General features: G+C 61.9%; 24 protein-coding genes. 21 read left to right on the top strand and 3 right to left on the bottom strand.

Annotation, left to right across the window (positions count from 1 at the left end):
• Positions 1-28 precede the first annotated feature (28 nt).
• From ACHIRB_RS31005 to ACHIRB_RS30995, 3 genes are all read right to left on the bottom strand, one after another.
• The gene (locus ACHIRB_RS31005; RefSeq protein WP_395113516.1) at positions 29-322 is read right to left on the bottom strand and encodes a hypothetical protein; all 294 of its coding nucleotides are present in this window, start codon (positions 320-322) and stop codon (positions 29-31) included.
• 234 nt (positions 323-556) lie between these two features.
• On the bottom strand, positions 557-985 hold the full coding sequence (locus ACHIRB_RS31000) for a hypothetical protein (protein ID WP_395113517.1): 429 nt from the start codon (positions 983-985) through the stop codon (positions 557-559).
• Between the two features lie 551 nt (positions 986-1,536).
• Positions 1,537-1,992, bottom strand: a complete 456-nt coding sequence (locus ACHIRB_RS30995; RefSeq protein WP_395113518.1) for a helix-turn-helix transcriptional regulator — start codon at positions 1,990-1,992, stop codon at positions 1,537-1,539.
• Positions 1,993-2,244: 252 nt separating this feature from the next.
• Between ACHIRB_RS30995 and ACHIRB_RS30990 the strand changes: the two genes are divergently transcribed.
• The 21 genes from ACHIRB_RS30990 (at position 2,245) to ACHIRB_RS30890 (ending at position 23,524) form a co-directional block, all read left to right on the top strand.
• Positions 2,245-2,952: an SAF domain-containing protein gene (locus ACHIRB_RS30990; RefSeq protein WP_395113519.1), complete on the top strand. Its 708-nt coding sequence runs from the start codon at positions 2,245-2,247 to the stop codon at positions 2,950-2,952.
• 7 nt (positions 2,953-2,959) lie between these two features.
• Positions 2,960-3,802 (top strand): P-loop NTPase family protein, encoded by an 843-nt coding sequence (locus ACHIRB_RS30985; protein ID WP_395113520.1) that lies wholly within the window; start codon positions 2,960-2,962, stop codon positions 3,800-3,802.
• On the top strand, positions 3,799-5,448 hold the full coding sequence (locus ACHIRB_RS30980) for a CpaF family protein (protein ID WP_395113521.1): 1,650 nt from the start codon (positions 3,799-3,801) through the stop codon (positions 5,446-5,448). Before ACHIRB_RS30985 ends, ACHIRB_RS30980 begins: the two co-directional genes overlap by 4 nt.
• 2 nt (positions 5,449-5,450) lie before the next feature.
• The gene (locus ACHIRB_RS30975; protein WP_395113522.1) at positions 5,451-6,224 is read left to right on the top strand and encodes an ATPase, T2SS/T4P/T4SS family; all 774 of its coding nucleotides are present in this window, start codon (positions 5,451-5,453) and stop codon (positions 6,222-6,224) included.
• Between the two features lies 1 nt (position 6,225).
• Positions 6,226-7,101 carry a type II secretion system F family protein gene (locus tag ACHIRB_RS30970; RefSeq protein WP_395113523.1) on the top strand — a complete coding sequence of 292 codons (876 nt, stop codon included), beginning with the start codon at positions 6,226-6,228 and terminating at the stop codon, positions 7,099-7,101.
• Positions 7,098-8,021, top strand: coding sequence for a type II secretion system F family protein (locus ACHIRB_RS30965; protein ID WP_395113524.1), 924 nt, complete (start codon positions 7,098-7,100; stop codon positions 8,019-8,021). Before ACHIRB_RS30970 ends, ACHIRB_RS30965 begins: the two co-directional genes overlap by 4 nt.
• Before the next feature lie 29 nt (positions 8,022-8,050).
• Positions 8,051-8,260, top strand: coding sequence for a hypothetical protein (locus ACHIRB_RS30960; protein ID WP_395113525.1), 210 nt, complete (start codon positions 8,051-8,053; stop codon positions 8,258-8,260).
• A gap of 385 nt (positions 8,261-8,645) precedes the next feature.
• Positions 8,646-8,858 (top strand): hypothetical protein, encoded by a 213-nt coding sequence (locus ACHIRB_RS30955; protein ID WP_395113526.1) that lies wholly within the window; start codon positions 8,646-8,648, stop codon positions 8,856-8,858.
• Positions 8,858-9,265 (top strand): TadE/TadG family type IV pilus assembly protein, encoded by a 408-nt coding sequence (locus tag ACHIRB_RS30950; protein WP_395113527.1) that lies wholly within the window; start codon positions 8,858-8,860, stop codon positions 9,263-9,265. Before ACHIRB_RS30955 ends, ACHIRB_RS30950 begins: the two co-directional genes overlap by 1 nt.
• Positions 9,262-9,702: a TadE family protein gene (locus tag ACHIRB_RS30945; protein ID WP_395113528.1), complete on the top strand. Its 441-nt coding sequence runs from the start codon at positions 9,262-9,264 to the stop codon at positions 9,700-9,702. The genes ACHIRB_RS30950 and ACHIRB_RS30945 overlap by 4 nt, the downstream gene beginning before the upstream one ends.
• Positions 9,699-10,184: a pilus assembly protein TadG-related protein gene (locus ACHIRB_RS30940; RefSeq protein ID WP_395113529.1), complete on the top strand. Its 486-nt coding sequence runs from the start codon at positions 9,699-9,701 to the stop codon at positions 10,182-10,184. Before ACHIRB_RS30945 ends, ACHIRB_RS30940 begins: the two co-directional genes overlap by 4 nt.
• A gap of 15 nt (positions 10,185-10,199) precedes the next feature.
• Positions 10,200-10,811, top strand: a complete 612-nt coding sequence (locus tag ACHIRB_RS30935) for a hypothetical protein (protein WP_395113530.1) — start codon at positions 10,200-10,202, stop codon at positions 10,809-10,811.
• Between the two features lie 1,016 nt (positions 10,812-11,827).
• Positions 11,828-12,313, top strand: a complete 486-nt coding sequence (locus tag ACHIRB_RS30930; RefSeq protein WP_395113531.1) for a hypothetical protein — start codon at positions 11,828-11,830, stop codon at positions 12,311-12,313.
• A gap of 437 nt (positions 12,314-12,750) precedes the next feature.
• Complete coding sequence (locus tag ACHIRB_RS30925; protein ID WP_395113532.1) at positions 12,751-15,858, top strand: LysM peptidoglycan-binding domain-containing protein; 3,108 nt, start codon at positions 12,751-12,753, stop codon at positions 15,856-15,858.
• Between the two features lie 80 nt (positions 15,859-15,938).
• Positions 15,939-16,655: a hypothetical protein gene (locus ACHIRB_RS30920; protein WP_395113533.1), complete on the top strand. Its 717-nt coding sequence runs from the start codon at positions 15,939-15,941 to the stop codon at positions 16,653-16,655.
• A complete protein-coding gene (locus ACHIRB_RS30915) occupies positions 16,652-17,305 on the top strand; it encodes a hypothetical protein (protein ID WP_395113534.1) in 654 nt (217 codons plus the stop codon). Before ACHIRB_RS30920 ends, ACHIRB_RS30915 begins: the two co-directional genes overlap by 4 nt.
• 65 nt (positions 17,306-17,370) lie before the next feature.
• A complete protein-coding gene (locus ACHIRB_RS30910; protein WP_395113535.1) occupies positions 17,371-18,597 on the top strand; it encodes a hypothetical protein in 1,227 nt (408 codons plus the stop codon).
• Between the two features lie 519 nt (positions 18,598-19,116).
• Positions 19,117-20,502: an LGFP repeat-containing protein gene (locus tag ACHIRB_RS30905; protein ID WP_395113536.1), complete on the top strand. Its 1,386-nt coding sequence runs from the start codon at positions 19,117-19,119 to the stop codon at positions 20,500-20,502.
• 314 nt (positions 20,503-20,816) lie between these two features.
• Positions 20,817-21,122, top strand: coding sequence for a hypothetical protein (locus ACHIRB_RS30900; RefSeq protein ID WP_395113537.1), 306 nt, complete (start codon positions 20,817-20,819; stop codon positions 21,120-21,122).
• 217 nt (positions 21,123-21,339) lie between these two features.
• A complete protein-coding gene (locus ACHIRB_RS30895; RefSeq protein WP_395127848.1) occupies positions 21,340-22,515 on the top strand; it encodes an AAA family ATPase in 1,176 nt (391 codons plus the stop codon).
• Between the two features lie 424 nt (positions 22,516-22,939).
• The gene (locus ACHIRB_RS30890; protein ID WP_395113539.1) at positions 22,940-23,524 is read left to right on the top strand and encodes a potassium channel family protein; all 585 of its coding nucleotides are present in this window, start codon (positions 22,940-22,942) and stop codon (positions 23,522-23,524) included.
• The last annotated feature ends 169 nt before the right edge of the window (positions 23,525-23,693 follow it).

Genomic DNA, 23,693 nt, shown 5'->3' with positions numbered 1-23,693 from the left:
GCCGTCGCTCGCTTGGCCGGAGGTGGGCTCAAATGCGAGGTTTTTGTCCGGCCCAGCGTCGTATACGCAGAGGAAAAATCTCCGGGGTCACCGGCAGATTGAATATTTCGCCGCTCCGAGGGTTCGACGCCCGTAGAGTGAACCGCCCGGAGGGGACACCCATGTCGGAGTGCTCTTCCGTGATCTGCGCGGTGTCACAGAAAACCCGCTCTCGCGGTTGCAGCCCGCACTCCCACGACAGAATCTCGTCATTGAGCGTGAGCAACCGATCGAGCGCTTTGCCGCCTATCAAGTCGATTGTGATGTCGTCGTATTTGTCCACTCGTTCAGCCTCCTTCTTGTGAGAGCAAACGCTCGACAGAACCGTATCCACCATCGGCTAGACGGTCGCGATAATTAGTGCCTGCGGCGAGTTCGAGGACTATCTCAGCTGCGCCGAGCTCTCGCCAAGATCGAAAATGTACCCGCGCGGACCTTGAGGGGACGAGGTCCGGGGGAGTGATCACTGTTGACCAGACGATTGCCTCGCGGCATCGCACCGATTCTCTCGCCCCGTTCAATCGACCTCGTCGATACCGAGGTAGTCCTGCACCTGTTGCACCGCCTGGTCCAGTTGCTCCTGCCAGCCAACGTTGTCACCACTGACAATTCGGGGACCGAAAATCACGTGCGGGGTGATCTCACGTGGCAGCGTCGAACCTCCCGCCGAGTACCAGACATGAAACTCACCACCCTGGTGCCACCCACCGTCGGCGGCGAGGATGACCGCCCGGTCGTGTGTCGCGTTGATCCACTCGATCGGTCCAATTCCTCTTGCGTCGTAGTCGAGAATCGGACTGATCCGTTTGTCGACCCCGCGACCTCGGCGCCGCTCGTCGTCGGTTGTGCCTGCCGGAAATCCGTCGAGCCAATAGTCAGTGCGTTTGCCGTTCTGATACTCGGAGTTGTAGCGCACCCATCCGCCGGTCAACCTTGTGATCGCCATAACTCAGTCTCACACGAAAGCCCGCATTGCTTCAGCTACCTGAATTTGGATGGCGACGAGAGTGACCGGCGATCGATGCACGCGCTCGTGATTCTGCGATCCGAAGAGCGGCCCGACCTTTCCCCGGAGTCTCTCTTCGTATCGGCGCAGGCGAGTGATCATAAATTACTCAGAGCTGCTCGTATGCAGATTGTGATGACCGAATCCGGGTTCGACAGTTACCCCCACGTCATGAAGGAATATTGCGCTGTACTGCACTTTTAGTGCATTGCGTAAAACCAACCAGCGGTGCAACGAATGGAAATGTGCCGTACCGATTGTTCGCGTTATAGGCGCATAAGGAACCGCAGTTGTTGCCGCCTATTCGCCAATCTGAAGTTTGTCGGAGATCTCCATTAGGATTCCAAGATAGGTGTGACGCCACACACGACCGCGGTGCGGGTCGGCGTCATTGCCATCGGTTAGCTACTTCCCTTCGGGGTGGCTGGTGGCAGCAAGGGGGCAGCGCTAACAACGGTGGGGGAGTGATGGGTTCTATTGACGAACGCAGGTTAAGCGGGCGCACCGAGCGGTCGGTTCTTCGCATTCGAATAGGCGTGCCGGACAGTGGCAACGTCGACGGCGAGAGTCTCGGCGAGCGCTGCAGCACGCATGTCGCTCAAGCCGACCTCGGCTCGTTCGAGGGCGCCGACTGCAGTGGTACTGATGCCGGCGGCTTTGCCGAGCTCGGGTTGCGTGAGGCCGGCAAGAATCCGAAGGTCCGCGAGCGTGCGATCGATCTCGGCGATGACGACCAAGGTGCTCAAAGGGACGTCGAGGGTGCGAGCGACTATGGCGAGTTTGTCGACTTGCGGTGTGTTGTTGCCCTTCTCCCAGTCGCGGATGGCGGTGAGGCTGACGCCGGCGATGCGGGCGAGATCGCCTTGGGTCATGGTGGCCGCGGCTCTGGCGTCGATCAAGGCTTGTCGGTCGAAGCCTTTGAGAATTCGCCGTGTCACGTTGGGCATCGAATCAGCATAGTTGCGCGGCGTCACAGTGCGCGGTCATACTACGCGGGTATAGATCGTCCCGTTTTGATTGGTGCCGCCCACGCCGGAAGGTGCGCGATGCGACAAGCACTCCCGCAGACCCCTGGCCATCTCACGCGCCCACACCCCACTGATTCCACATCCGTTCACGCTGTCCACACCCGCACCTACCGTCCACACACACATCAGCAAAGTCCACGCCTGACCAGCAGACCATGAAGGAAAAGACGTATGCCTGACATCGCGAAGCTGCTCTCCCCACCCAAACGGGACCGAGCACACACCAACGGCGCCGGCACTCAACCCGACGACCCCACCGCCATGGTCCGGGTCACCTCACCGGTCCGCACCCGTCGCCGCCCCATCGTCCTCGGCATCGGCATCCTTCTCGTCGTCATCCTGATCCTCGGCTCCGTCGCCCTCGTCAACGGACTCCGCCAAACCCAAGACATCCTCGTCCTCGCCCGAGACGTCCCCCAAGGACAAATGTTCACCAGCGACGACTTCACCTCCGCCACCGTCAACACCGACGCCGGACTGAACGTCATCTCCGCCAGCGACCTCGCCGCCATCGTCGGCCGAGCAGCATCCACCAACCTCGCCAGCGGCACCGTCCTCAACCCGAACACCATCACCGACGCCGTCATCCCCGGCAAAGGGCTGACGATGGTCGGCATCACCGTCGGCGCCGACAAACTCCCCGCCACACCCCTGCTGATCGGCGACGACATCCGCATCATCGACACCCCACGCGACCAGGACAACAGCCCCGTCCAGGCGCCCATCTCATCCAACGCCCAAGTCGTCCGCGTACAACCACTACCCGAAATCGGCCAAACCACCGTCGACGTCCTCGTCCCCGAAGCCGAAGCGAACTGGATCGCAGCCCGCGCCGCGACCCACCGCGTCGCCCTCGTCCTCGACACCCGGGTTCGGTGACCAACCCATGTTCGTAGCTTTCGCGTCCGTCTCCGACGCCCCCGGGGTATCCAGCACCGCCCTCGGCCTATCCGTCGTCCGCGGCGCCGAACACCACACCCTGCTCGTCGAAGCAGACCCAGTCGGATCCTCACCCACCTTGTCCGGATACCTCCGCAGCGAAGTCCGCGATCGATCCCTGAAAAACCTCATCAACCACGACCGCTACGGCCGCCTCCGCGAAGCCTTCGCCAGCCAACTCGTGCACCTGCCCGACACCCGCACCAGCGTCCTACCCGGACTCGTCCACGCAGGCCAAGCCGAACCGATGCAACGCACCTGGGGCCCACTCGCCGAGCTCCTCGCCGACTACTCCACCTCCGCCGGCACCACCGTCGTCGTCGACGCCGGCCGCATCTCCCACACCAGCCCACACATGGAACTCGTCCGCCGAGCCGACCTCATCGCCATCCTCGTACGCCCGACCCTGCCGAAAGTCGCCGCACTCGCCTCCGCGATGGACCCAATCAACCGATACCTCGCCAAACACCGCTCACCCGCACGCCTCGGCCTCATCGTCGTCGGCAACGGCTTCGCGCTCGGCAACGACGTCTACGACGCCAAAGACGTCGCCAACGCCACCGGCATCGACCTGATCACCACACTCCCCGACGCACCCAACGACGCCCGCATGTTCTCCGAAGGCGCCCAACTGTCGCAGTGGCGCCAACGCCGCTCGCTCTACCTGCGCTCCCTGAACGGCACCTGGCCCAAAATCTCCTCCTTCATCGACTCCCATCAGCCCGACTGGATCGCGGCCCGCCCCGACCTCACCCGCACACCGGTCCCCACCCGCGGAGGTGCCCAATGACCGACGACAACGCCCGCCGACCAGCGCGCAACCCACACCCCGACGACACCGAGCCCGCCCCCCGACGTGACCTGACCTCTTTCCTGTACCGCGGCCGCCCCGACGACGACCTCCGCGACAACGGCTATGCAGTAGCCGGCTTCCCCGAAACCGCTACGCGCCCAGCGCAGGCACTGGCCGATCCCGGCCTACCACCGGATCCGTGGCTGCAACCAGCCACCCCGGCTGCCGAACTCGTCACCAGCGCCAAGCCCGGCCCCAAGCATCGAGCACCACTCGACAAGGGGCTCATCCGCAGCCTCAGCTCCGAAGCATCCAAACGCCTCACCGAACAACGTCGCGACCGCGACTCCGCAGTCGCCGACCCCAACAACATCACCATCACCATCGGCTACTCGGCCGAAGAAATCGAAGAGCTCGGCACCCTGATCGTCGAAGACCTCGTCCGCGAACACGTCTCCACCACCATCGACGTCGGCGGCGGCGTCGCACCGATGCCCGACGAAGAACAAGCCCTCGTCCGCGCCATCTGCGACACCCTCTTCCGCCTCGGACCCGTCCAACCCCTCGTCGACGAACCCGACATCGAAAACATTCTGATCACCAACGGACACACCACCGTCATGTACGGCGACGGCCGAATCGAGGTCCGCGACCCCGTCTTCGACAGCGAAGAAGAAGCCATCCACTGGGTGTCCTTCCTCGGCGCCCACGCCCCAGGCGGCGGCCGATCCTTCTCCCAAGCCAACCCAGCAATGCGACTCAACCTCAAAGGCAACATCCGACTCTCCGCCATCGGCTGGGCCAGCGCCGGACTCTCCATCGCCATCCGCAAACACCTGCACAAAGACATCACCATCGACAAACTCGTCCAACTCGGCGTGATGCCCGAGGAACTCGCCGAACTGCTCGTCGCCGCAGTCCTCGCTGGCACCTCCGTCATGGTGTCCGGACCCATGGGCGTCGGAAAGACAACCCTCGTCCGAGCCCTCGCCAACGCACTCCCACTCGAAACACGCATCGGCACAGCCGAACTCGTCCGCGAGCTCTACCTCCACGAACTCCCCGGCCGCGAACCCTTCGTCGTGTCCTCCGAAGTCATCACCGGCGGCGGCGAACGCAACGAATTCACCGACGCACTCAAAGGTAAATTCGACCTGCACCAAATCCTGCAGGAATACGTCTCCCAGCAACTCGACCGCGTCATCGTCGGCGAAGTTGCCGGCAAGGAGATCCTCGCCCTCTTCAAAGCACTCCAAATGGCCAAAGGGTCCATGTCGACCGTCCACGCCACCTCAGCCAAAGGCGCCGTCGACCGACTCACCACCCTCGCCATGGAAGAACCCGGTGTCGACGAGACCTACGCCATCCGCCAAGTCGCAGCCCACGTCAACCTCATCGTCCAAATGACCACCCACTGGTCCCGAAACGATGCGGGTCACCTCGTGTCACGCCGCTACATCAGCGAAGTCGCCTGGGTCGAACCAGGCGAAAACTCACGCCCCGCCATCTCCACCGTCTACGTGCGCCCCAACCCTCTCGAAGACGGCCGCTGGGGCAGCCTCGCACCACGCCTGCGCGATCAAGTCATCGCCTTCGGCTTCCCCGCAGCGAACCTGCCCGTCTTCGACCTCCCCGAGGAGTAACCATGACCATCGACACTGACCGGCTCACCGTGACGAACCCCGACATCGACACCCTGCTCACCACGGCACTGAGCCACCATCGCTCCATCCTCGTATCCGGCGCGATGACCGCCGGCAAAACAACCCTCCTGCGTCACATCGCCAGCCTGCTACCGACCGACGCCCGAATCGGCACCGTCGAACACCGACCCGAACTCTGCCTCGACGAACTTCCCGGCCGCGGCAGCACAGTCACCACAACCGCCTTCGGATCAAACGACGACATCACCCGCAGCCTGCAGCGCTTCACATCCCACCCTGTCGACTACATCTGCCTCGGCGACATCACCGGACCCGAAGTACTCGACCTCTTCGCCGCCCAAATCGCCACTGCGGCAGCGTCACTGGCCACCATCCACGCCACCTCCGCTCGCGGCGCGGTCGACCGCCTGATCACCCTGGCAATGGAAGGACCAGACGTCGACGAAGCCGCCGCCAAACGGCTGATCTCCGATCACATCGATCTGATCATCCACATCGACCCCAGCCAAGGCCACGGACTCGTGACCGGCTCTGCAACCGACCGCATCGTCGAGATCGCTTGGCTCTTCACTCATTTCGACTCCACCGCCGAACTCGACCTCAACTACCACTACCCATTCACCTTCGGTGACTTCACGACCCAGCTCGACGCCAGCCCCGCACCCCGCCTCCGGGACCGCCCCGCACCCCGCGATCACGTCTTCGGCAAAACCTTCGCGCGAAACCTCCCCGTCCGCACACGCAAGGAGAGCTGACATGTACACCCTCTCCGCGATCGCACTCTGCATCTGCGGACTCCTCGGCGCCTGGCTCATCTGGTACGGCTGGCAAGACCGCCGCGACCCCACACGCCCACGCAAAGCCCGAACAAAACTGGAACTGCCCCGCACAGTCCAGATGCGCGCCGCCGCTGGACTTCTCGCAGGGATCCTCGGCTGGATCGTCTCCGGCTGGTTCCTCTGCGTCTTCTTCGGACCCGCACTCGGAGTCCTCATCCCCACCCTGTTCGCCCGCCGAGCAGCCGACCGCGAGATCGCCCGGCTCGAAGCACTCGAAGAATGGCTCCGCAACCTCGTCGGCGTCCTCAACGTCGGCAGCAACATCGAACAGGCGATCATCAACACTCGCAAAACAATTCCCGCCGAACTCGGATCCGAAATCGGCGCACTCATCACCCGGCTATCCACCAACATCCCCACCCGAATCGCGCTGCGACAGTTCTCCGATGACATGAACGACTACACGGCAGATTTGATCTGCAGCGCACTCATCATCGCCTCGCAACTACGCAGTTCCGGACTGCCTCGCGCACTGCAAGGTTTCGCTGAAACGGTCGCCGACGACGTCAAAGACCGCCGAGCTGTCGAAGTCGAACGCCAAGGCCCCCGCACCCAAGCCCGCATCGTCACCATCATCGTCGTCGGCTTCCTGATCTACCTCTTCACCCTCACCGATTACATGGAGCCCTACAAAACACCCGCCATGCAACTCGTCCTCGCGGGGATCTTGATGGGATTCGCAGGCCTACTGCTCTACATGCGCCACCTCACCCGACCCATCAAGCCTGCCCGCCTTCTCAACACCACCACCATCAACACCGCAGCTCAGTCGACAGAGGCGGCACCCCGATGAACCTAGAAGTTCGCGTCATCCTGCTCGCCATCATCGGCGGACTCGGTCTCACCCTGATCATCTCCCAGCTACTCCCAGCACAACCATCCCTCAAAGACGCACTCGATCGACTCAGCGGAAAACCCGACCGTCACGACCTACTCACCACCACAAAAATCACCCAAACCGAAACAACCCGAGTAGAAGTCGCAACCCTCAACGTCGGCCTCCGCCTCTACCCGATCCTGATCACCCAACGTTGGCTCAAAATCCCCGTCAAAGACCTCGCCATCCTGCAACGCGGAGTCCCACGCTTCCTCGGCGACAAAGTCCTCTCCGCCACAGCCGGACTCTTCCTTCCATCGGCCCTGAACCTCGTCGCCGCCCTGGCCGGAGTCGCCATCTCCTGGCGCTTCCCAGTACTCGCCGGAGTCGCCCTCGCCATCGCACTATTCTTCGCCGGCGACATCGAAGTCCGCCGCCTCGCCACCGCAGCCCGCACCGAATTCCGCCGCGCACTCGGCGCCTACATCGAACTCGCCGCCCTCTGCCGCAACGCCGGCATCGGCGTCACCCAATCCCTCGAAGTCGCAGCCAAAGTCGGCGACACATGGGTCTTCCAACAACTCACCGACGCCCTCGACAACGCCGCCTACTCCGGCCGAAACTCCTGGACCGCACTCGAAGTCGTCTCCCACGAACTCGACATACCCGACCTCGCAGACGTCGCCGACATCATGGAACTCTCCGGCGTCCACGGAACCAGCGTCTACGCCCCACTACGCGCATCCGCAGCACAACTACGCAACACCATGATGTCCGCCGACCAAGGTGACTCCCGCTCCGCAACCCAGAAAATGAGCGCACCCCTCGCCGGCCTCGCCGTCCTGTTCTTCATCCTCTTGCTCATCCCCGCCATGTCCAACATCGTCAACGGCTAAAACCCAACCCACAGAAAGAGAAGCACACAATGATCACCAAAGTCGCCACTCTCGCAACACTTCTCACCCTCGCTTTCGTCACCGCCCCCGAACGCATCCAGCACTGGACCAAAACCAGCCGCACCCGCGGCGACACCATCGGCTGGGTCATCCTCGCCGCCGGCGCCGCAGCCATGGCCATCATGATCATCGCCTACGTCACCCCCAAGGTGCAGGAGTACCTGAACCGGATCCAGTGACTAACCCGCCCTCCGGGGGTCATCCGTGAAGCCACCAAGTCGCGGCACCCTTCTCAAAGAAAGAAAATCATAATGAGGACCCGAATCGCCTCTCGCGCAACGGTTGTGGCCTGGGTGAGTGGCTATCTAGAACGTCGAAACCAGCAATGATCACCGGCTACTTCACCATCGCCTCTGGTGCCGCACTCATATTCGTCCTCACACTCGGCTGGTTTGGTCCACTAGGCGGACTTGCCGTCATAGCTATCTTCTTCACCATCTACTGCTTGACAACCAAAGGGTGTGGGAATCCTCGGAGCCGGTGGATCCAGCGAGGGGTAAAACGGGGCCTCCGGGATTATCCAGTGGAACCACCAACTCGCAGCAACCCGACAAGGAATTCACAATGACGACCCGAATCACCTCTCTGGCAAAGATATTCATTGCCGCACTCCTTGCCGTCTCCAAGAAGATCGATCAGATCGGAAACGGCGAAGCCATACGCAAAGAGACGATCGGATACCTCGTCACCGTCGCCGGCCTCGTCGCCATAGCCATTCTCTTCATGCACGCCACCAAGACATCCGATCCGCAGGTGTACCTGATATGGATGCTGTGATGTCACGCCTCACCACCTGGATCCGCCGAACCGCCCAACGCGGCAACACAATCGCATTCGCAATCCTCATCCCACTGGCGATCATCATGCTCTTCCTCGGAGTCCAAGGAGCCCTCTACTACCACGCCCGCAGCGTCGCCGTCGCCGCCGCCGAAGAGGCCCTCAAACAGAGCGCATCCCAATACGGCAACCCCGCCGCTGGCACAGCAGCCGGCTACGCCTTCATCGCCCAAGCAGGCGGCACAACACTGCAAGCACCCGCAGTCGCCGTCACCCGAGGCCCACGAAACTCCACCGTCTCCATCACCGGAAAATCCATCTCCCTGCTCTGGTTCTGGCACCCCACCGTCCACATCGACATGGCCAAACCCGTCGAACGGATCACCACACCCGGGATTCCTTCATGAAAATCTGGATCCGCACCACCGCCACCCGCGGCAGCCACGTCATCGAATTCGTCATCATCGCCCCCGCAGTACTCCTCATCATCGGCGTCATGATCGTCGGCGGCCACGTCTACTACGCACACCAAAAAGTCGAACACGCAGCCGCAGAAGCCGCCCGTGCCGCCTCCATCGCCCGACCAGGAGCCGCCGCCGCACCCGCAGCCGAACAAGCAGCCGTCGCCGACATGACCGCACAAGGCCTGGTCTGCACCGACCGCCGCATCAACACCGACGTCGCAGCCTTCAGCACCGACCCCGGCACACCCGGCACCGTCTCGGTCACCATCACCTGCACCGTAGACCTCAACGTTCTCGCCATCCCCGGCATCAGCGGATCGCGCACCATCACCCACACCGCAATCTCGCCGGTCGACACCTACAGGGAGCGAATCCGTTGACACACAAACTGATCGCCACCCTCAAGCACGCCGCGACCGCAACCAACACCTGGATCCGGACCACCAAAACCAGCGGAGCCTACGTCCTCTGGTGGGTCCTCGGCATGTTCACCCTCGCCATGATGCTCGGCCTCGTCGTCGACGGCGGAGGCAAAATCCACGCCCGCCAACAAGCAAACCTCGTCGCCGAGGAAGCCGCGCGATCCGCCGGCCAACAAGTCATCCGACCCCTCGGCATGCGCGGCATCAGCGCCACAGTCGACCCACTCCTGGCTCAAGCTGCCGCGCAGAAATACCTCGCCATGCACCCCGATGTGAAAGGCGTCGTCGTTCCCACAGGACCCACGACACTCCTCGTCACCACCACCGTCACCTACGACCCCAAAATCCTCGGAATGATCGGCGTCGGATCACAAACCGTCACCGGCCGCGCCGTCATCACCCTCAACCGCACCAACAACGGCGTCGCAGGCCAGCCGTAACACAAGGAGAACCGAATGGCACCCAAATCCCACCTGAAGACCGCAGCAGCCCTCACAACCACGGCCGCCGCGGTCACTGTCGCATTCCTACTCCCAGCCTGCTCCAACGACGAACCCAACACACCCACCATCACCACCACAGCACCACTCAGCGGCCCCGACACCACCGTCGCCGACAACCCCGAAGCCGCAGCAACAGAACAAGCCCTCGCAGCAGTCACTCGCTACTTCCAGGTCCTCTCACGGCTCGACGCTGACGCGACGACGAGCATTGCAGACGCGGACGCGGTGGCGGCAGGAGCTGTCCTTGAGACATTGAAGGCGGACGTGACAGTGCGGAGGTCGAAGGGGTTAGTGATCACTGGAGATGTGACGGTGCTCAGCGCGAAAGCCGGTGATCCCCACATACCGCCTCCTACTCCAGCGAAGGTCGAAGTGCGGGCCTGCGTTGACACGTCTACTCGAGATGCGAGGTTTCCTGACGGGACAAGCGCGATTGACTCGAATCGCCTCAAGCAGCAGCTCGCGATTCTGACGGTCGAAAACCAGTCATGGCCAGATTCAGCTGGCTGGAGAGTCACGGTTGACGCGGGCAATCGGGGACAGGAGCGTTGCGATGCGCAGTAGGCGAAGTTTTAGAGCAGCGTTGCTGACCGCAGTTTTCGGGTTGGTTTCCGCTGGTGTAGCTATAGCGGAGCCAGGTGTCGACGTAAGCCCGTCGCCTGGAGGGGGCAATTACGGTATAACCGTGCACGCCGATCAGCCTGGATCACCTGGAACGTCTGCGCCGCAGGGATTTACAGATATGACTCAGGGCGGGGGGCAACCGAGTGGGTCAGACACGGGGGAATGGACGGAGTGGAGCAACGCAGGGACTCCCTTCCTGTGCAACCCGCAAACCTGCAGACTGCCCGCCGGGGTGCCAGGTTCACCACCTGCCGCTGTTCTCGATCCATTGACGATCGCGCAAGAGCTCGTGACTGGAATGCAGATCCGGCGTATCGATATCGGAATCGTTCCTGAACCGGCGAATGGCCCTGACGGCCCGCGAGTGGGCCTGATCGGCATGCCGGTGTGGTTGTGGGACAAAACAACTGGACCTGGAGCAGAGAACACCCGAGGTCCAATAACGCGAGCGGCGACCACGGGCGCCTTAACTGTCACCGCGACAGCTGTGAATACGGCCATCGTATGGAACATGGGCGACGGAGGGCTGCCGGTCGTGTGCCCACTGCCTGCGGTGAACAACATGCCGTACCTAGACGTCTACATGGACGCGCCGCCACTGACCGGCTGTGGACGATTTGCACCAGGTTGGGCAAAGACCTCGATCGATCAGCCTGGGGGAGTCCATCACATAACGGCGTCCAGCCTATGGCTCGTGACCTGGTCGGCGACCGGGGCCACGGGGGTAGCAGGTGGGACATTTCCGCTAGTTCCAACGGCGTCAACTGATGTTCGGGTTGGTGAAATGCAGGTCCTCGGCGCGAACTGAGAGTTTGCGAACCACCACCGTCACTGCCGACCGAAATCCTCGGAATGATCGGCGTCGGATCACAAACCACCACCGTCGGCACAGGTCATCCACCTTTGAACCGCACAACAGCGGGCGGCGCAGGCCTGCAGTAAGAAGGGAGAACCGAATGACACGCCTAGACGGCTTTTACATCAAGTCTGCCCTCACCACCATCATGGCTGTTGTGGTCACAGTCGCGTTCCTGCTCTCAGCCTGCTCTAACGAAGCCACCACACCCATCACCACCCCGGCACTTGGCGGTGGCGCCACCGCCTCCGACAACCCCGAAACCGTTGCCACAGAACAAGCCCTCGCAGCAGTCACCCGATACTTCCAGGTCCTCTCACGCCTCGACGCTGACGCGACGACGAGCCTCAACGAAGCAGACGCCGTAGCAGCGGGACAGGTCCTCGAAACAGCAAAAGCCGACGTCACCGTTCGCGCTCGAAAGGTGTTGTCATCACAGGGGATATCGCTGTGGCACGCACGAAAGTCACTGAGGTTCGTCTCCCGCCTCCCGCGTCTGCCAAAGTCCAAGTGCGGGTCTGTGTGGACTTATCGACACGGACGGCGCAGTTGCCAGATGGAACAAGCGCTCTCAGCCCTAACATGATCACGCAGTCACTTGACGTTGTAACGCTTGAGAATTCGGCCTGGCCCGGAGATCCCAGCGGATGGCGCGTGACCGCCGATTCTGCGAAGCAGGGCCGGAAGCAGGTGCCCTGCGATGCCGAATAGAGCGATGTTCAGCCTGGATCATCCGGCGGATGAGCACCAGAGAATTGGGGGTCCGTCAGTCAGCGGAACATTCCCTCGGATATCAACCGCATCAGCTGACGTTCGCGTTGGCGAAGCGCGCAAGTACTCGACGTGAATGAACTACCAGAAGGGGCGTGAGCACATGCCAGCAAAGCAGTCGGGTGGCTCGTTGTCCGTTCGCGCTGTCCATAGCGGGGGAGAGGATCGCGAGGTCGGAGTGGTCTGCGCGTCCGGTGTGGGTGGGTGAGTCGGCGTGATCTGCATGTTCGTGGTTCTTCGTAGGAGGTCGGGATGATTCGTCAACGGTTGATCGGTCTCGCATATCTGGTTGTTCTGGCTTTGGCGTTGGTCGGAGTTCCGGCTCTCTTGTTGGCGTTGGGTGGGAATCCGTTGCCGACGTCTGTGCCGGCGTTGGAGCAGGTGTGGTCGACGTTGACGAGTCCTGATGATGGGTCGTTGTTTCTCGATGCGGTGACGTGGGTGGGCTGGGTTGTTTGGTTGTGGATCGCGGTGTCGATTGTCGTCGAGCTGGTTGGCGCGGTTCGTGGTGTGTCTGTCGGTCGGATTCGTGGTTTGGGTGTTGGGCAGCGTGCGGCGTCGATGTTGGTGGGCGGGGTGTTGTTGTTGGTGGCGCCAGCGACGGCGATGGCGGCGCCGGCGGGGTTGTCGCCGGTGCATTCGGCTCCGGTGTCGGCGCCACAGAATCCGGTGTCCGAGTCGGCGACGTTTTCGTACACGGTGCGTAATGGTGATTCGTTGTGGTTGTTGGCGGATGTGTTTTTGGGTGATGGGTCGCGGTGGAGTGAGATTTCGGCGTTGAATCCGGGTGTTGCGGGTTCGCCTGATTCGCTGACTGCGGGTGAGACGTTGGTGATGCCGACGACGTTGCTGGGCCCGGATCGGTCGTATGTGGTGCGGCCAGGTGATTCGTTGTGGGTGCTAGCTGAGGTCTTTTTGGGTGATGGGTCGCGGTGGAGCGAGTTGCGTGGTGAGTCTGGTCCGTTGACGTCGGATGTATTGGAAGTTGGTCAACGGCTGGTGGTTCCGGCCGTGGGCGGGGTTTCTGCTCCGGACGAGGCACCAGCGACTGTGTCTGTCCCGGAAGCTCCGGCACCCGCAATTGAGCCAGTACCAGCGCCCGCACCAGCACCTGCTCCGGAAGCCGCACCAGCGCCTGCGCCGGTACCTGCTCCGGAGGCTGCACCAGTTCCCGCGCCGGTTGCCGAGCAACCTGCGCCCGCACCAGCACCAATACCCACCCCTGCTCCTGCAGTTGCTCCGTTCGTGCTGGATCCGGCGGCACAGATGCCGGTGTTCGCTCCGGAGCTCCCCGCTGATGTTGCAGCGGAGGCTGTCTCGTCGTCGGATGACGGGGGATATGCCGATGTCGCCTATATCGGGCTTGGTGTCTCGGCCGTGGCGGCGTTGGGGTTGGCGTCTCATTTGGGTTGGCGTCGGCGTAAGCAGCAGCATCGTCGGCCGCGGGGTGGTCGGATCGCGCTTCCGAGCGGTGGTGCGGCGGAGACGGAGTTGTCGTTGGTCGCTGCTGTCGATGCAGTGAGTACTGCGCACATCGATCGTGCGTTGCGGCATGTGGCAGAGGTACATCGAGAGGATGGGGTGGCGCTACCTCGGGTGTTGTTGGTGATGGTCGACGAGGAGGTGGAGATCGGGTTCCTTGAGGCTGCGGAGTTGCCGGGTCCGTGGGCGTCGACGTCGGGGTTTGGTTGGGCTGTGGATCCGCGGGCATTGCCGGCGGATGTTGTCGAAGCGGTGGTTAGTCCGTATCCGGCATTGGTGTCGATCGGTGCCGGTGTCGATGACGGGCGTGAGTTGTTGGTGAATTTGGAGGAGATGGCGCATCTGGGGTTGTCGGGTGCGCCGGGGGATGTCGAGGGTGTGTTGCGGGCGTTGGCGATCGAGCTGGCGGTGTCGCCGATCGCTGATCAGGTGCACGTGCATGTGGTCGGGTTCGGTGCGGAGTTGGCGGATGTGTTGAGGACGGGGCGGGTTACTCATCATGAGTCGGCTGATGCGGCGTTGACGCGTCTGGCGCGGTGGGTGGGTTCGGATGCGGATCTGCTTGTGCGGGATGGTGTTTCGTCGGTGAGTGCGGCGCGGTCGACGTATCCGGATAGTGAGTTGACGGCTCCGCAGGTGGTGTTGATCAATGCGGCGTTGAGTAGTGAGCAGTTGGCAGTGGTTGCGCAGATCGAGGCGCTGCGGCCTCGGATTGCGTTTGCTGCGGTGTCGGCGTCTGAGGATGACGCGGTGGCGTGGGAGCTCGCGATCGGGGATGACGGAATCGCGGATCTGGTGAATCGCGGTGTGGGGTCGTCGCAGGTGGTGGTGGCATCACTGGATGCGGGGCAGTACGCGGGTGTGGTGGAGGTCCTTGCGACGACGGATGCGCCGGCGGAAGCGGCGGAGTTCGAGCCGTTCGTGTGGGAGGCAGAGGTTTTGGAGGCGGAGGTTGCTCGGGACAGCAAGATCAATGCGGTCCCCGATCTTCCCGTCGACGAGGTGGACGACGACGGTGTCGTCGAGGTCGAGGATGTTGTGCCGGAGCTGCCGCATGTGTGGATCCGGGTGTTGGGGGAGCCTGCGGTGACACCGCTCGTCGGAGGTTCGGCGGAGGGGCGGGAAAAGAGCTTGACGGAGATTGCTGCGTTGTTGGCGATGCACGACGGGGTGTCGAATGCGCAGATGGTGGCGAAGATTTGGCCGCACGACATCGATGCATCAACGGGCCCGGACAAGGCTGCGAAGGCGCGAATAACCCGTCGTCGTAATGAGGCGATGACGCGGTTGCGGAAGTGGTTGGGGGAGACGGCGTCGGGTGAGTTCGCGTTTGTGAAGTCGGGGGACAACACGGGTCGGACACCTGCTCGGTTGCATTCTGACGTGGTGACTGATTGGGGTGTGTGGCAGCAGTTGGTTATTGATCATCCGGCTCGGTTGAGTACGGAGCGGTTGGTGATGGCGTTGGCGTTGGTGTCGGGGCAGCCGTTCTCGTCGTCGGATGCGACTGCGTACGGGTGGGCTGATCATCTGCGGCAGGAGATGATTTCGGCGATTTTGGATGTGGCGGAGGAGGTGTCGACTCGTCACATTCGTGGCGACAGTGCGCCGCAGGATTTCGAGGTTGCGTTGGCGGCCGCGGAGTTGGGGTTGCGGGTCGATTCGACGCATGAGGGGTCGTGGCGTGCGGCGATTATTGCGACGCATTTCGGGGATGGGCCGGAGGCTGCTGAGCGGACTCAGGAGTTGATCGATCGGATGTTGATGGAACTGAGTGAGATTGACGAGGCTCCGGGTCCGGAGACGCAGGAGTTGTTGCACAGTTTGTCGTCGAAGTATCGGCGAGAGCATGCGTATCGGATCGGTGCGGCGAGCTGATGACGGTGACGACCGAACCAGTTGCATCGTCGACGAGGTCGACCACAACGACGATGAGAACGGTGAGCAGGGCGAGGATTATGCCCGCGCTGACTATCACGAGCATTGTGATCGGCACGGCGATCATCACGACGCTGATCGTTGCGGTTCTCGTCGACGGGCAGCCGGCGCTGCAGATGCTGGTGTTGTTCGGTGTCGGTGTGGTCGGTGCGATCGCGACGGTTGCGGTATCCGGCTTCGTGGCGGAGGTGTCGCCGCTGGAAGCGGCTGTGCAGGATCGGATGTGGATTCCGGGCACCCTGGCGGGGTTGTTGTGGGTTGGTGCCGTGCTGACGCTGCAGGGCCCGTTTCTGGTGGGTTGCCTGGTGGTGGCGGTGTTCGCAGTGTGGGCTGGGCGGGTGGATCATCGAAGCCACTGCTTACCGATCGAATTGACCACCATCACCGGTGTTGTCGCTGCTGGGACGGTTGCTGTTGCCGGCGTCGTCGGCGTCGACGGGGGCTCGACGTTAGCGGCTTTCGTTGCGGCCGCAGGATTGGGTGCGGTGTTGACGGTGATCGGTGCTGCGACAGGGATGTTCGCGTTCGGTGATGTGCTTCTCGCTGTGCCGTTGGCGTTGCTGATCGGGTTCTGGGCGGTGCCCCCGGTGGTGCTGTTGCCGTTCGTGGCTTCGGTGTTGGCGGTGCCGGCCACGATCGTGGCCGCGGTCCGTGCCCGGTCGATGAGTGTGGAGTTGCCGTTCGGGCCAGCGTTGATCGCGGCCGCGGCGTTGTTGCTGGGAGTTGCTACCCCATGACTAAGCGAGGGAATGCGATGCGAAAGGTCGGATCACAGGGTGGCGCAGGTCGATTGCGCGCCGGAACGGCAGGAGTCGTTGCCGCCGCGGCAGTCTTGTCCTTGGTGGGATGCGCAAGTAACAAGACTGCGTTGCCGCCATCGTCGGGCCCGGTGTTGGACGGTCCGAAAGGAACGCTGAAGTCACCGGAACAGATGGCCACCGAACAGGCGACGGCCGCGATCGACGAGTTCTACAAAGTCTTCAGTGCCACCCTCACCGATCGTGGCGCCCCACCGGAAGCACTTTCCACGGTTGCGGCCGCCCAATATTTCGGTGCTGCTTCGGCGGAGGTGAAATCGGTGCGCGATCGGGATCTCACCGTCACGGGTGTGATTCGTGCGTCGGCGGCGGTGTCGATCCGGATCTCCGCACCGAAAGACATTGACGGTGCCCCGATTCCGGGTGAGGCGACCGCGGAGATGCGGGTCTGTGAAGACCGTTCCGGGTTGACCACGCTCGGCAAAGACGGTGCTCCGGTCAAGGATCCGGCGGCACTGCCAGCAGAGTTGCGGCGCTTTGCGATGGTCAATTACGGGTGGCCAGGGTCAGGGTGGGTGATCGTGCGGCAGATGGCGATGCCGCACACCTCGTGTGAAAAACAGTTCTGAGGTAAGGGCTCAAGCGCAGAACGCTGCTATCGGCAAGGTTTGGTGAAGTAGAGGGGGGTGCCTACGTGGGAAAGTCACGGAAGCGGCGGGGTAAGCCGAAAGACCAGATGGCATCACCTTCACCCGCCCAGGTGACACAGATGTTTGCGGCGTCGCGTCGCAGCGCGTTGCGGTTGCTTTCACTGCCGACCTTGACGCCGATCCAGCTTCCGATGATGTCGAAGGGAGTCCTGGCGCGGGTCGGGGTGGCGCAGGTCGAAATCCGCGAGCACTGGAATGAGCACGAATCGGTATGGGGTCCGATCAGCCATGGAGATAACCAGACGAACCTCGAACGGTTTCTTGCCGGTGAGGACAATCCGTGGGGCGACGGCCAACCTCATTTGGAAGACGAAGAAGAGCAGAAGGAACGCACGACGGCGGCGATCGTCCTCACCAGAACAGGGTTCACGCATGATGCCCTTGCCGCTGGAGAATTTTACGTAACCGACCCGGAGATGACCGCATTGACGCTTGCGGGCAGCGATCCGCCAGCAGAAGTGGCCGTCACGGTTGCGGATTTACCATCGCCAAGCGGTTTCGCGTTTCTGCCGCTCGACGACACAGACGGGTTGTTCATACTCTGGTCGGTCAGACAGAACCGGATACTCCACGTACAGGTGGCCACGAAGAGCGGCATGGAAGCATTCGTCAGTCAGGATGGTTCGTTCGGATGGAAAGTCGGAAGCCAACGGTATCTCTACTTCCAGGCCGCAACCTGCGCGCTGAGTGCGCCAGATAGCGACGCTCCACCCGAGACCGCGGAACTGCGGATTCGTGACAGTTACGTGGCGGACGAGCACGACCACCCGGCAGCTCGCGCGCTCTATCCGGCCGGCTTGGATAGCGAACGGATGCTCAACCTGCTGTTGTCCTTCGCCAACATGGTTCGTCAAGAAAAGTTGGTCGAACGGACGACACAACGAGAGGCCGTGCACCACAAAATTGGTCCGAGAGGAAAGCCCCACCGCCGCGAAGTCACCGTCAACTACGTCGGATACCGGCCAGGGCGAAACGTGCCGACTAGCAGCATGTCCAGCTCGAAGCGGGCCTACACGCACCGCTGGACAGTACGAGGCCATTGGCGTCGCCAGTGGTACGCATCGCAGCAACGGCACCTTCCGGTGTGGATCACCGAACACATCGCCGGTCCAGGTGACGCTCCACTTCGAGTGCGCCAGCGAGTAACGAAGATTCGCGCGCACCAAGCGGAGTCCTCGCGGGACTCCAACACCCCCGAACCGCATTCTTGACGGTCGTTGGGATCGTGGCCTTGGCTGTTGTTCGGTCCATGGCGGATTGCGGCTTCACCGCGATCAGTGGGCGGGCTCGGCAACGGGCGGGGTTTCCGCTCGCCGTATTCGGCTCAGCCGGGCTATGGCTGCCCTTCAGTCGGACCGGAACGAGTTTCGACTTTTGCTCCGCCGGGCGTGCGTCGTCGCCTGACGTTGCGTCAGGGTGCAGTGGACACCCTGCTTCGGGCCGTGATTGACCAGTTGCCACTTCTGAGGTCTGTCAAGGAGGGTGCCTGCTGGTTACTCAGATTCTTGTCGGTCGGCGCTGCTACCTTGGGTTAGGTAGGGAGTTACGGGGATGGTGTGGGGGGAAAGTCCTTCTCGCACAAGCGAAGACAGAAGTTTGATCGGCCGCGAAGTGGTCGAGTCAATTCTATTCGGCGCGCCGCAAAACTAGCTGTGGCAAATCCATGGCAATCCACGGTGCCGTGGGGCGGACCCCGATTCGTGAGTATCGATGTCAGAAGGAGATCGACGATGGTATGCCAGACTTTTCCACCAACCCCTTTCCAGGTTTGTGGTGCGATTCTCGACAAGTACAACTCGCTTGGTGGACCGAACAGTTTCCTGTTGTGGCCGAAGTCGAACGAGCTTTCCAATCCAGGAAACACTGGCGCGCGGTCGGAGTTCGTCGGCGGAAACATTTACTGGTCGTCGGCGACGGGCGCGCGGCCGGTCGCGCATGACTTCTTGACGAAGTTCGGAAACTACGGCTATGAGACCGGGTTCATGAAGTACCCGACGAGCGATGAGATCGTGTTGCCGGACGGAATAGGGCGTCGGCAAGAGTTTCAAGGTGCCACGGTCTATTGGTCGCCGCTCAGCGGTGCACACACGATCACCGGTGCGATCAGGGACAAGTGGAATCAGTCGCCGCCGCTGCCGGCGGAACGCAGCTTCCTGGGGTATCCGATCAGTGACGAGCTCCGACTTCCGGATGGGATCGGTGCGATGAACCGTTTTCAAAACGGTGTCATCTACTGGTCGCCATCGACTGGGGCGCATGCGGTCAGCGGTCGGATCCTGGACGTGTGGGCTGCGGGTGGCTACGAGAAGAGCCAGTACGGTTATCCGTCCGGAGATGCGACCGCGGTGGCCGGTCAGCCGGGGGCAGTGCTGCAGAACTTCCAGCGTGGCTCGATTTATGTGCGAGCCGACTATTTTCGCGGCTTGCTGGTCCCGGCGGTCGAGTTCAGGAGTTATGACACCGGGCTTCACCCGAACTATCCGGCTGTGGACCTGAGCGATTACGACACGGTGGGTGATCCGTTGAATCAGTCGAAACCAGCCAACTATCAACAGTCGGCAGTGATTTCGGCGTACTTCTCCAGTCAGGACCGCCCTGTTGCGGGAGAATTGTGGAACCACTACTACGGCAACACCGGAACTGACTTTGTGCTGTCCGCGTCGAGGATCGATACCTGGACCGCGGAAACGACGAACGGGTACAACGATCCTTCGATCAAGGCCCCGGCCGGTTTGGTCGAAGCCAACAAGGCTGATGCCATCGCGCAGGCCATCGCAGAGGTAGATCGGACGGGGCAACCAGCCAAAGTCATCGTGAGTACGCCGTGGCTGGTAACTGCAGGGATAAGTAACGATCACGTGCAGGCGCTCGGTCGGTACAGCCTATGTTCGACGACAGCGGTGATCGCGAAGCCTGGTGCGCCGGGGTTGCACCCGATCGATCTTCGGCAGACAACTCACATGTTCGACCTATACGACTTCACCAGAGGAGGCGATTACGGCAACCTCGCCCAGTCGGCCGTCGATACAGCTGTGACCGGTGAGGAGTTGGGCATCGCGAAACCGTTCCTGGTACTAGGTTCCGGGTCGGATAGATCGTGGTCGGGCACCAAATAGGAACACAGAGGCGACCCAGCCGGGTCTCGGACGCAGGCCTCGATGGGGGTTCGCGGGAGACTGATGAGGAACATTCGTCATCAGTCACTCCCCCCTCGGGTTTGCGTCCGAGGCAGGTCTGATCGGATGAGCTAACGAGAGACGTGGGGTGGCTTTGCATGAACCGTTCGGCAACTCTGGTGAGAGTGTGTGCTTCCGTGCTGGCTGGAACGAGCGCTGCACTCTCGTTGTCCGCTTGTTCGTTGTTCCACCGAACGCAAGACGACATCGCTGACACTGCCTTCGAATGGAGTGGTCTGGTCGAGGTGCCCTCGATGACTGTCGACTTCGCCGAACAAAAGATGGCCGGTTTCGATGACGGCTACCAAGTCGTGGTGTCGTTCTCGAACACCGAACTCGATCAACTCCTGAGCGGTTCTGGACTGACCGAAGCGCGAACCCCGATCGACGCAAGCGAAGCGCCGGAAATCTTGATGCGTAACACTCCTGATCTTCGGGATCGCAATGTGTGGAAAATCGACGACGACGTGCTCATCGACAACAAACAACGATTCCGATCTGCCGTTTTCGCCTGCTCCAGCGCAGACTGCACGCTGTTCGTCAGTGCCTTCGAGACTTGAGCGGCGGTAGAAAACTACGGCTCGTAGTGAGCGCTCGAATGCGTGTCCCGTGCGCGTTGCATGAACTGGCTGGCTGTGCGGCGATCGACCAGGTGGCGCGCGGAACGCCTGATGTCGACTTCGGATTTCTGGCTGTGTTGTGACGGTAATGTCCGCTTCTAACGATCTATCCGGCATTATATGAATATTTCTTATAGACGCATATAGAGTCTGATGAATGGATCCGGTACACAACCCGTTCAAGCCTGGGGCTGGCCTGCGTCCGCCTATTTTGGCTGGTAGGGACTCACTTTTCGGTGATTTCGACATCGTGCGTCGCAGGATTACCGAACTCGGCGAGGGAGATCGTTCGTGGGTGCTCACGGGTCTGCGGGGGGTCGGCAAGACGGTATTCATCGGGGAGTTGGAGCGGATCGCCCTCAACGAGGGGTGGATCGTCGCGAAGATGGAAGTACGCAAAGGTCACCCGTTGGCGGCGGAGTTGGCATCGACTCTTGCGTCGGGTTTGCGTCAAGCGTCGGGGCGGTTCGATCGAGCGAAGTTGGCGCGGTTGCTGGGGGTCTTCAAGTCGTTCACGATGTCGCTGAACTTGGGTGTTGTAAAGCTGGATCTCGATATTGCACCGGCGGCAGGCTATGCGGATTCAGGGCGGTTGGCGCCGGACCTGACGGATTTGTTCGTCGAACTCGGCCAGACGGCGCGGGAGCTCGGAGTTGGCGCGTTGATCCTGATCGACGAGCTGCAGGACGCGACGGCGGAGGAGATGGCGGCGGTGAGTACTGCGGTGCATCAGATCAGTCAGTCGTCGCCGGTGTTGCCGTTGTTCTTGGTCGGTGCCGGGTTGCCGTCGTTGCCATCGCAGTTGGCGATCGCCAACAGTTACGCGGAGCGGTTGTATCAGTTTCGGCGGCTGTCGACGTTGGGTGAGTCGGATTCGCGCGCGGCGTTGGTGCAGCCGGTGATCGAGCGGAATGCCGAGTGGGATGTCGCTGCGTTGCAGGTGGCGTTGGATGCAGCGAACGGCTATCCGTATTTTCTGCAGGAGGTGGGCAAGGCGGTATGGAACTTCGCCCCGGGTCCGCGTTTTCGTCTCGAGGATGCGCGGGTGGGGGTTGATATTGCGCGGGACGAGGTGAATTCGGGGCTGTATCAGTCGCGGTGGGATCGGGCGACGCCTGCGCAGCGGGATCTGTTGCGAGCGTTGGCTTCCAAAGGTGACGGTGATGGGGTTGTGGTTCGGGATCTAGCACGGGCGATGGGGAGAAGCAGCGCGTCGGCGTTGTCTGTCCCGCGGGACGAGCTGATCAAGAAGGGTTTGGTGTATGCGCCAGAGCGTGGGGTACTGGCGTTCACGGTGCCGGGTTTTCACCAGTTCATACAGGCCCAGGACTGAGGCGTTGTCCCGGCCCAGCCGAGATGACGTGGGTTGACAGCGACTGGATTGCGATCGTCACTGCCGGCGAATACTGTGCCGCGCGCGCCGTTACCGAGGGGTGCCTTGTCGTCGTAAGACCAATGCCGGGATGGAGAACTATCGTCCTGGATTGTCACGATGCTCATGCTTCCTCCGTCTGTTCGAGTCAAGATCAACAGTGTGACTATGCGTGAGTTCGTTCCGCCGTTGTGGCGACGTCGGTCCTGGTAGATGCAGCGGGGCGTCAAACCTCAGCAGCCAAGGTCGCATTCTGTGCTCAACAAACGCAGTCGTAGATCTTGGCAGACTCGCAGTCGTAGCCTCTCGCCTATGACTGTCGAACGTTGGGAACGCCACGCAGAAATTCCGCTGCTGCTACTCGCGGGCGCATTCCTCGTCGCATATGCGTGGCCGGTGCTGGACCGCCACGTCGACCCCGACGTTCGATCCTGGTTGTCGATCGTCAGTTGGACAGTCTGGGCTGCGTTCGCCGTCGATTTCTCCGTCCGCCTCGCGCTCGCGGAGAATCGTGTCAAATACGCGTTGCAACACTGGTACGACGTCGCTCTTATCGCGCTGCCCCTTGTTGCGACCTCTGCGCCTGCTGCGACTACTGGCGTTGCTGCGGCTGCTCAATCGAACTGCGGCCGGGTCGCTGGTCGGCAGGGTGACGACATACGTCACAGGTGTAGCGGTCATGTCGATCGGCCTCGGAGCGATTGCCGTGCTCGACGTCGAACAGGATCATGCCGGAGCGAACATCACGACCTTCGGTGATGCGCTCTGGTGGGCGACAACCACAGTCACTACGGTCGGGTACGGCGACCGATATCCAGTCACCACGCCGGGCAGATTCATCGCCGTCGTCCTCATGCTTGTGGGTATAGCCGTGGTTGGAACCGTCACGGGGTCGGTCGCGGCCTGGCTCGTCACCAATGTCAAACGAGAAGAGCAAACACCTCAACCGGCGACGGAGACCACGCTGTAAGCCCGACAATGAATCTGTGAAGTTGTGTCGGTACGCACACGTACTCTCACGCGAACTGTGAAAGGTGGAGGGTGTGAGTCGAACCGACGATGCGTGGGCCGCGAGCTGGAAACTGAGTTTGCGCGAGCTTGCCGCCTTGCGAGCGATGCAGGTGCGGATGATGCATCGT

This window comes from Antrihabitans spumae, assembly GCF_043944905.1.
GTDB classification, from domain to species: domain Bacteria; phylum Actinomycetota; class Actinomycetes; order Mycobacteriales; family Mycobacteriaceae; genus Antrihabitans; species Antrihabitans spumae.
Note: the sequence above shows the minus strand (reverse complement) of the source record. Positions and strands in the feature narration are given on the sequence as shown.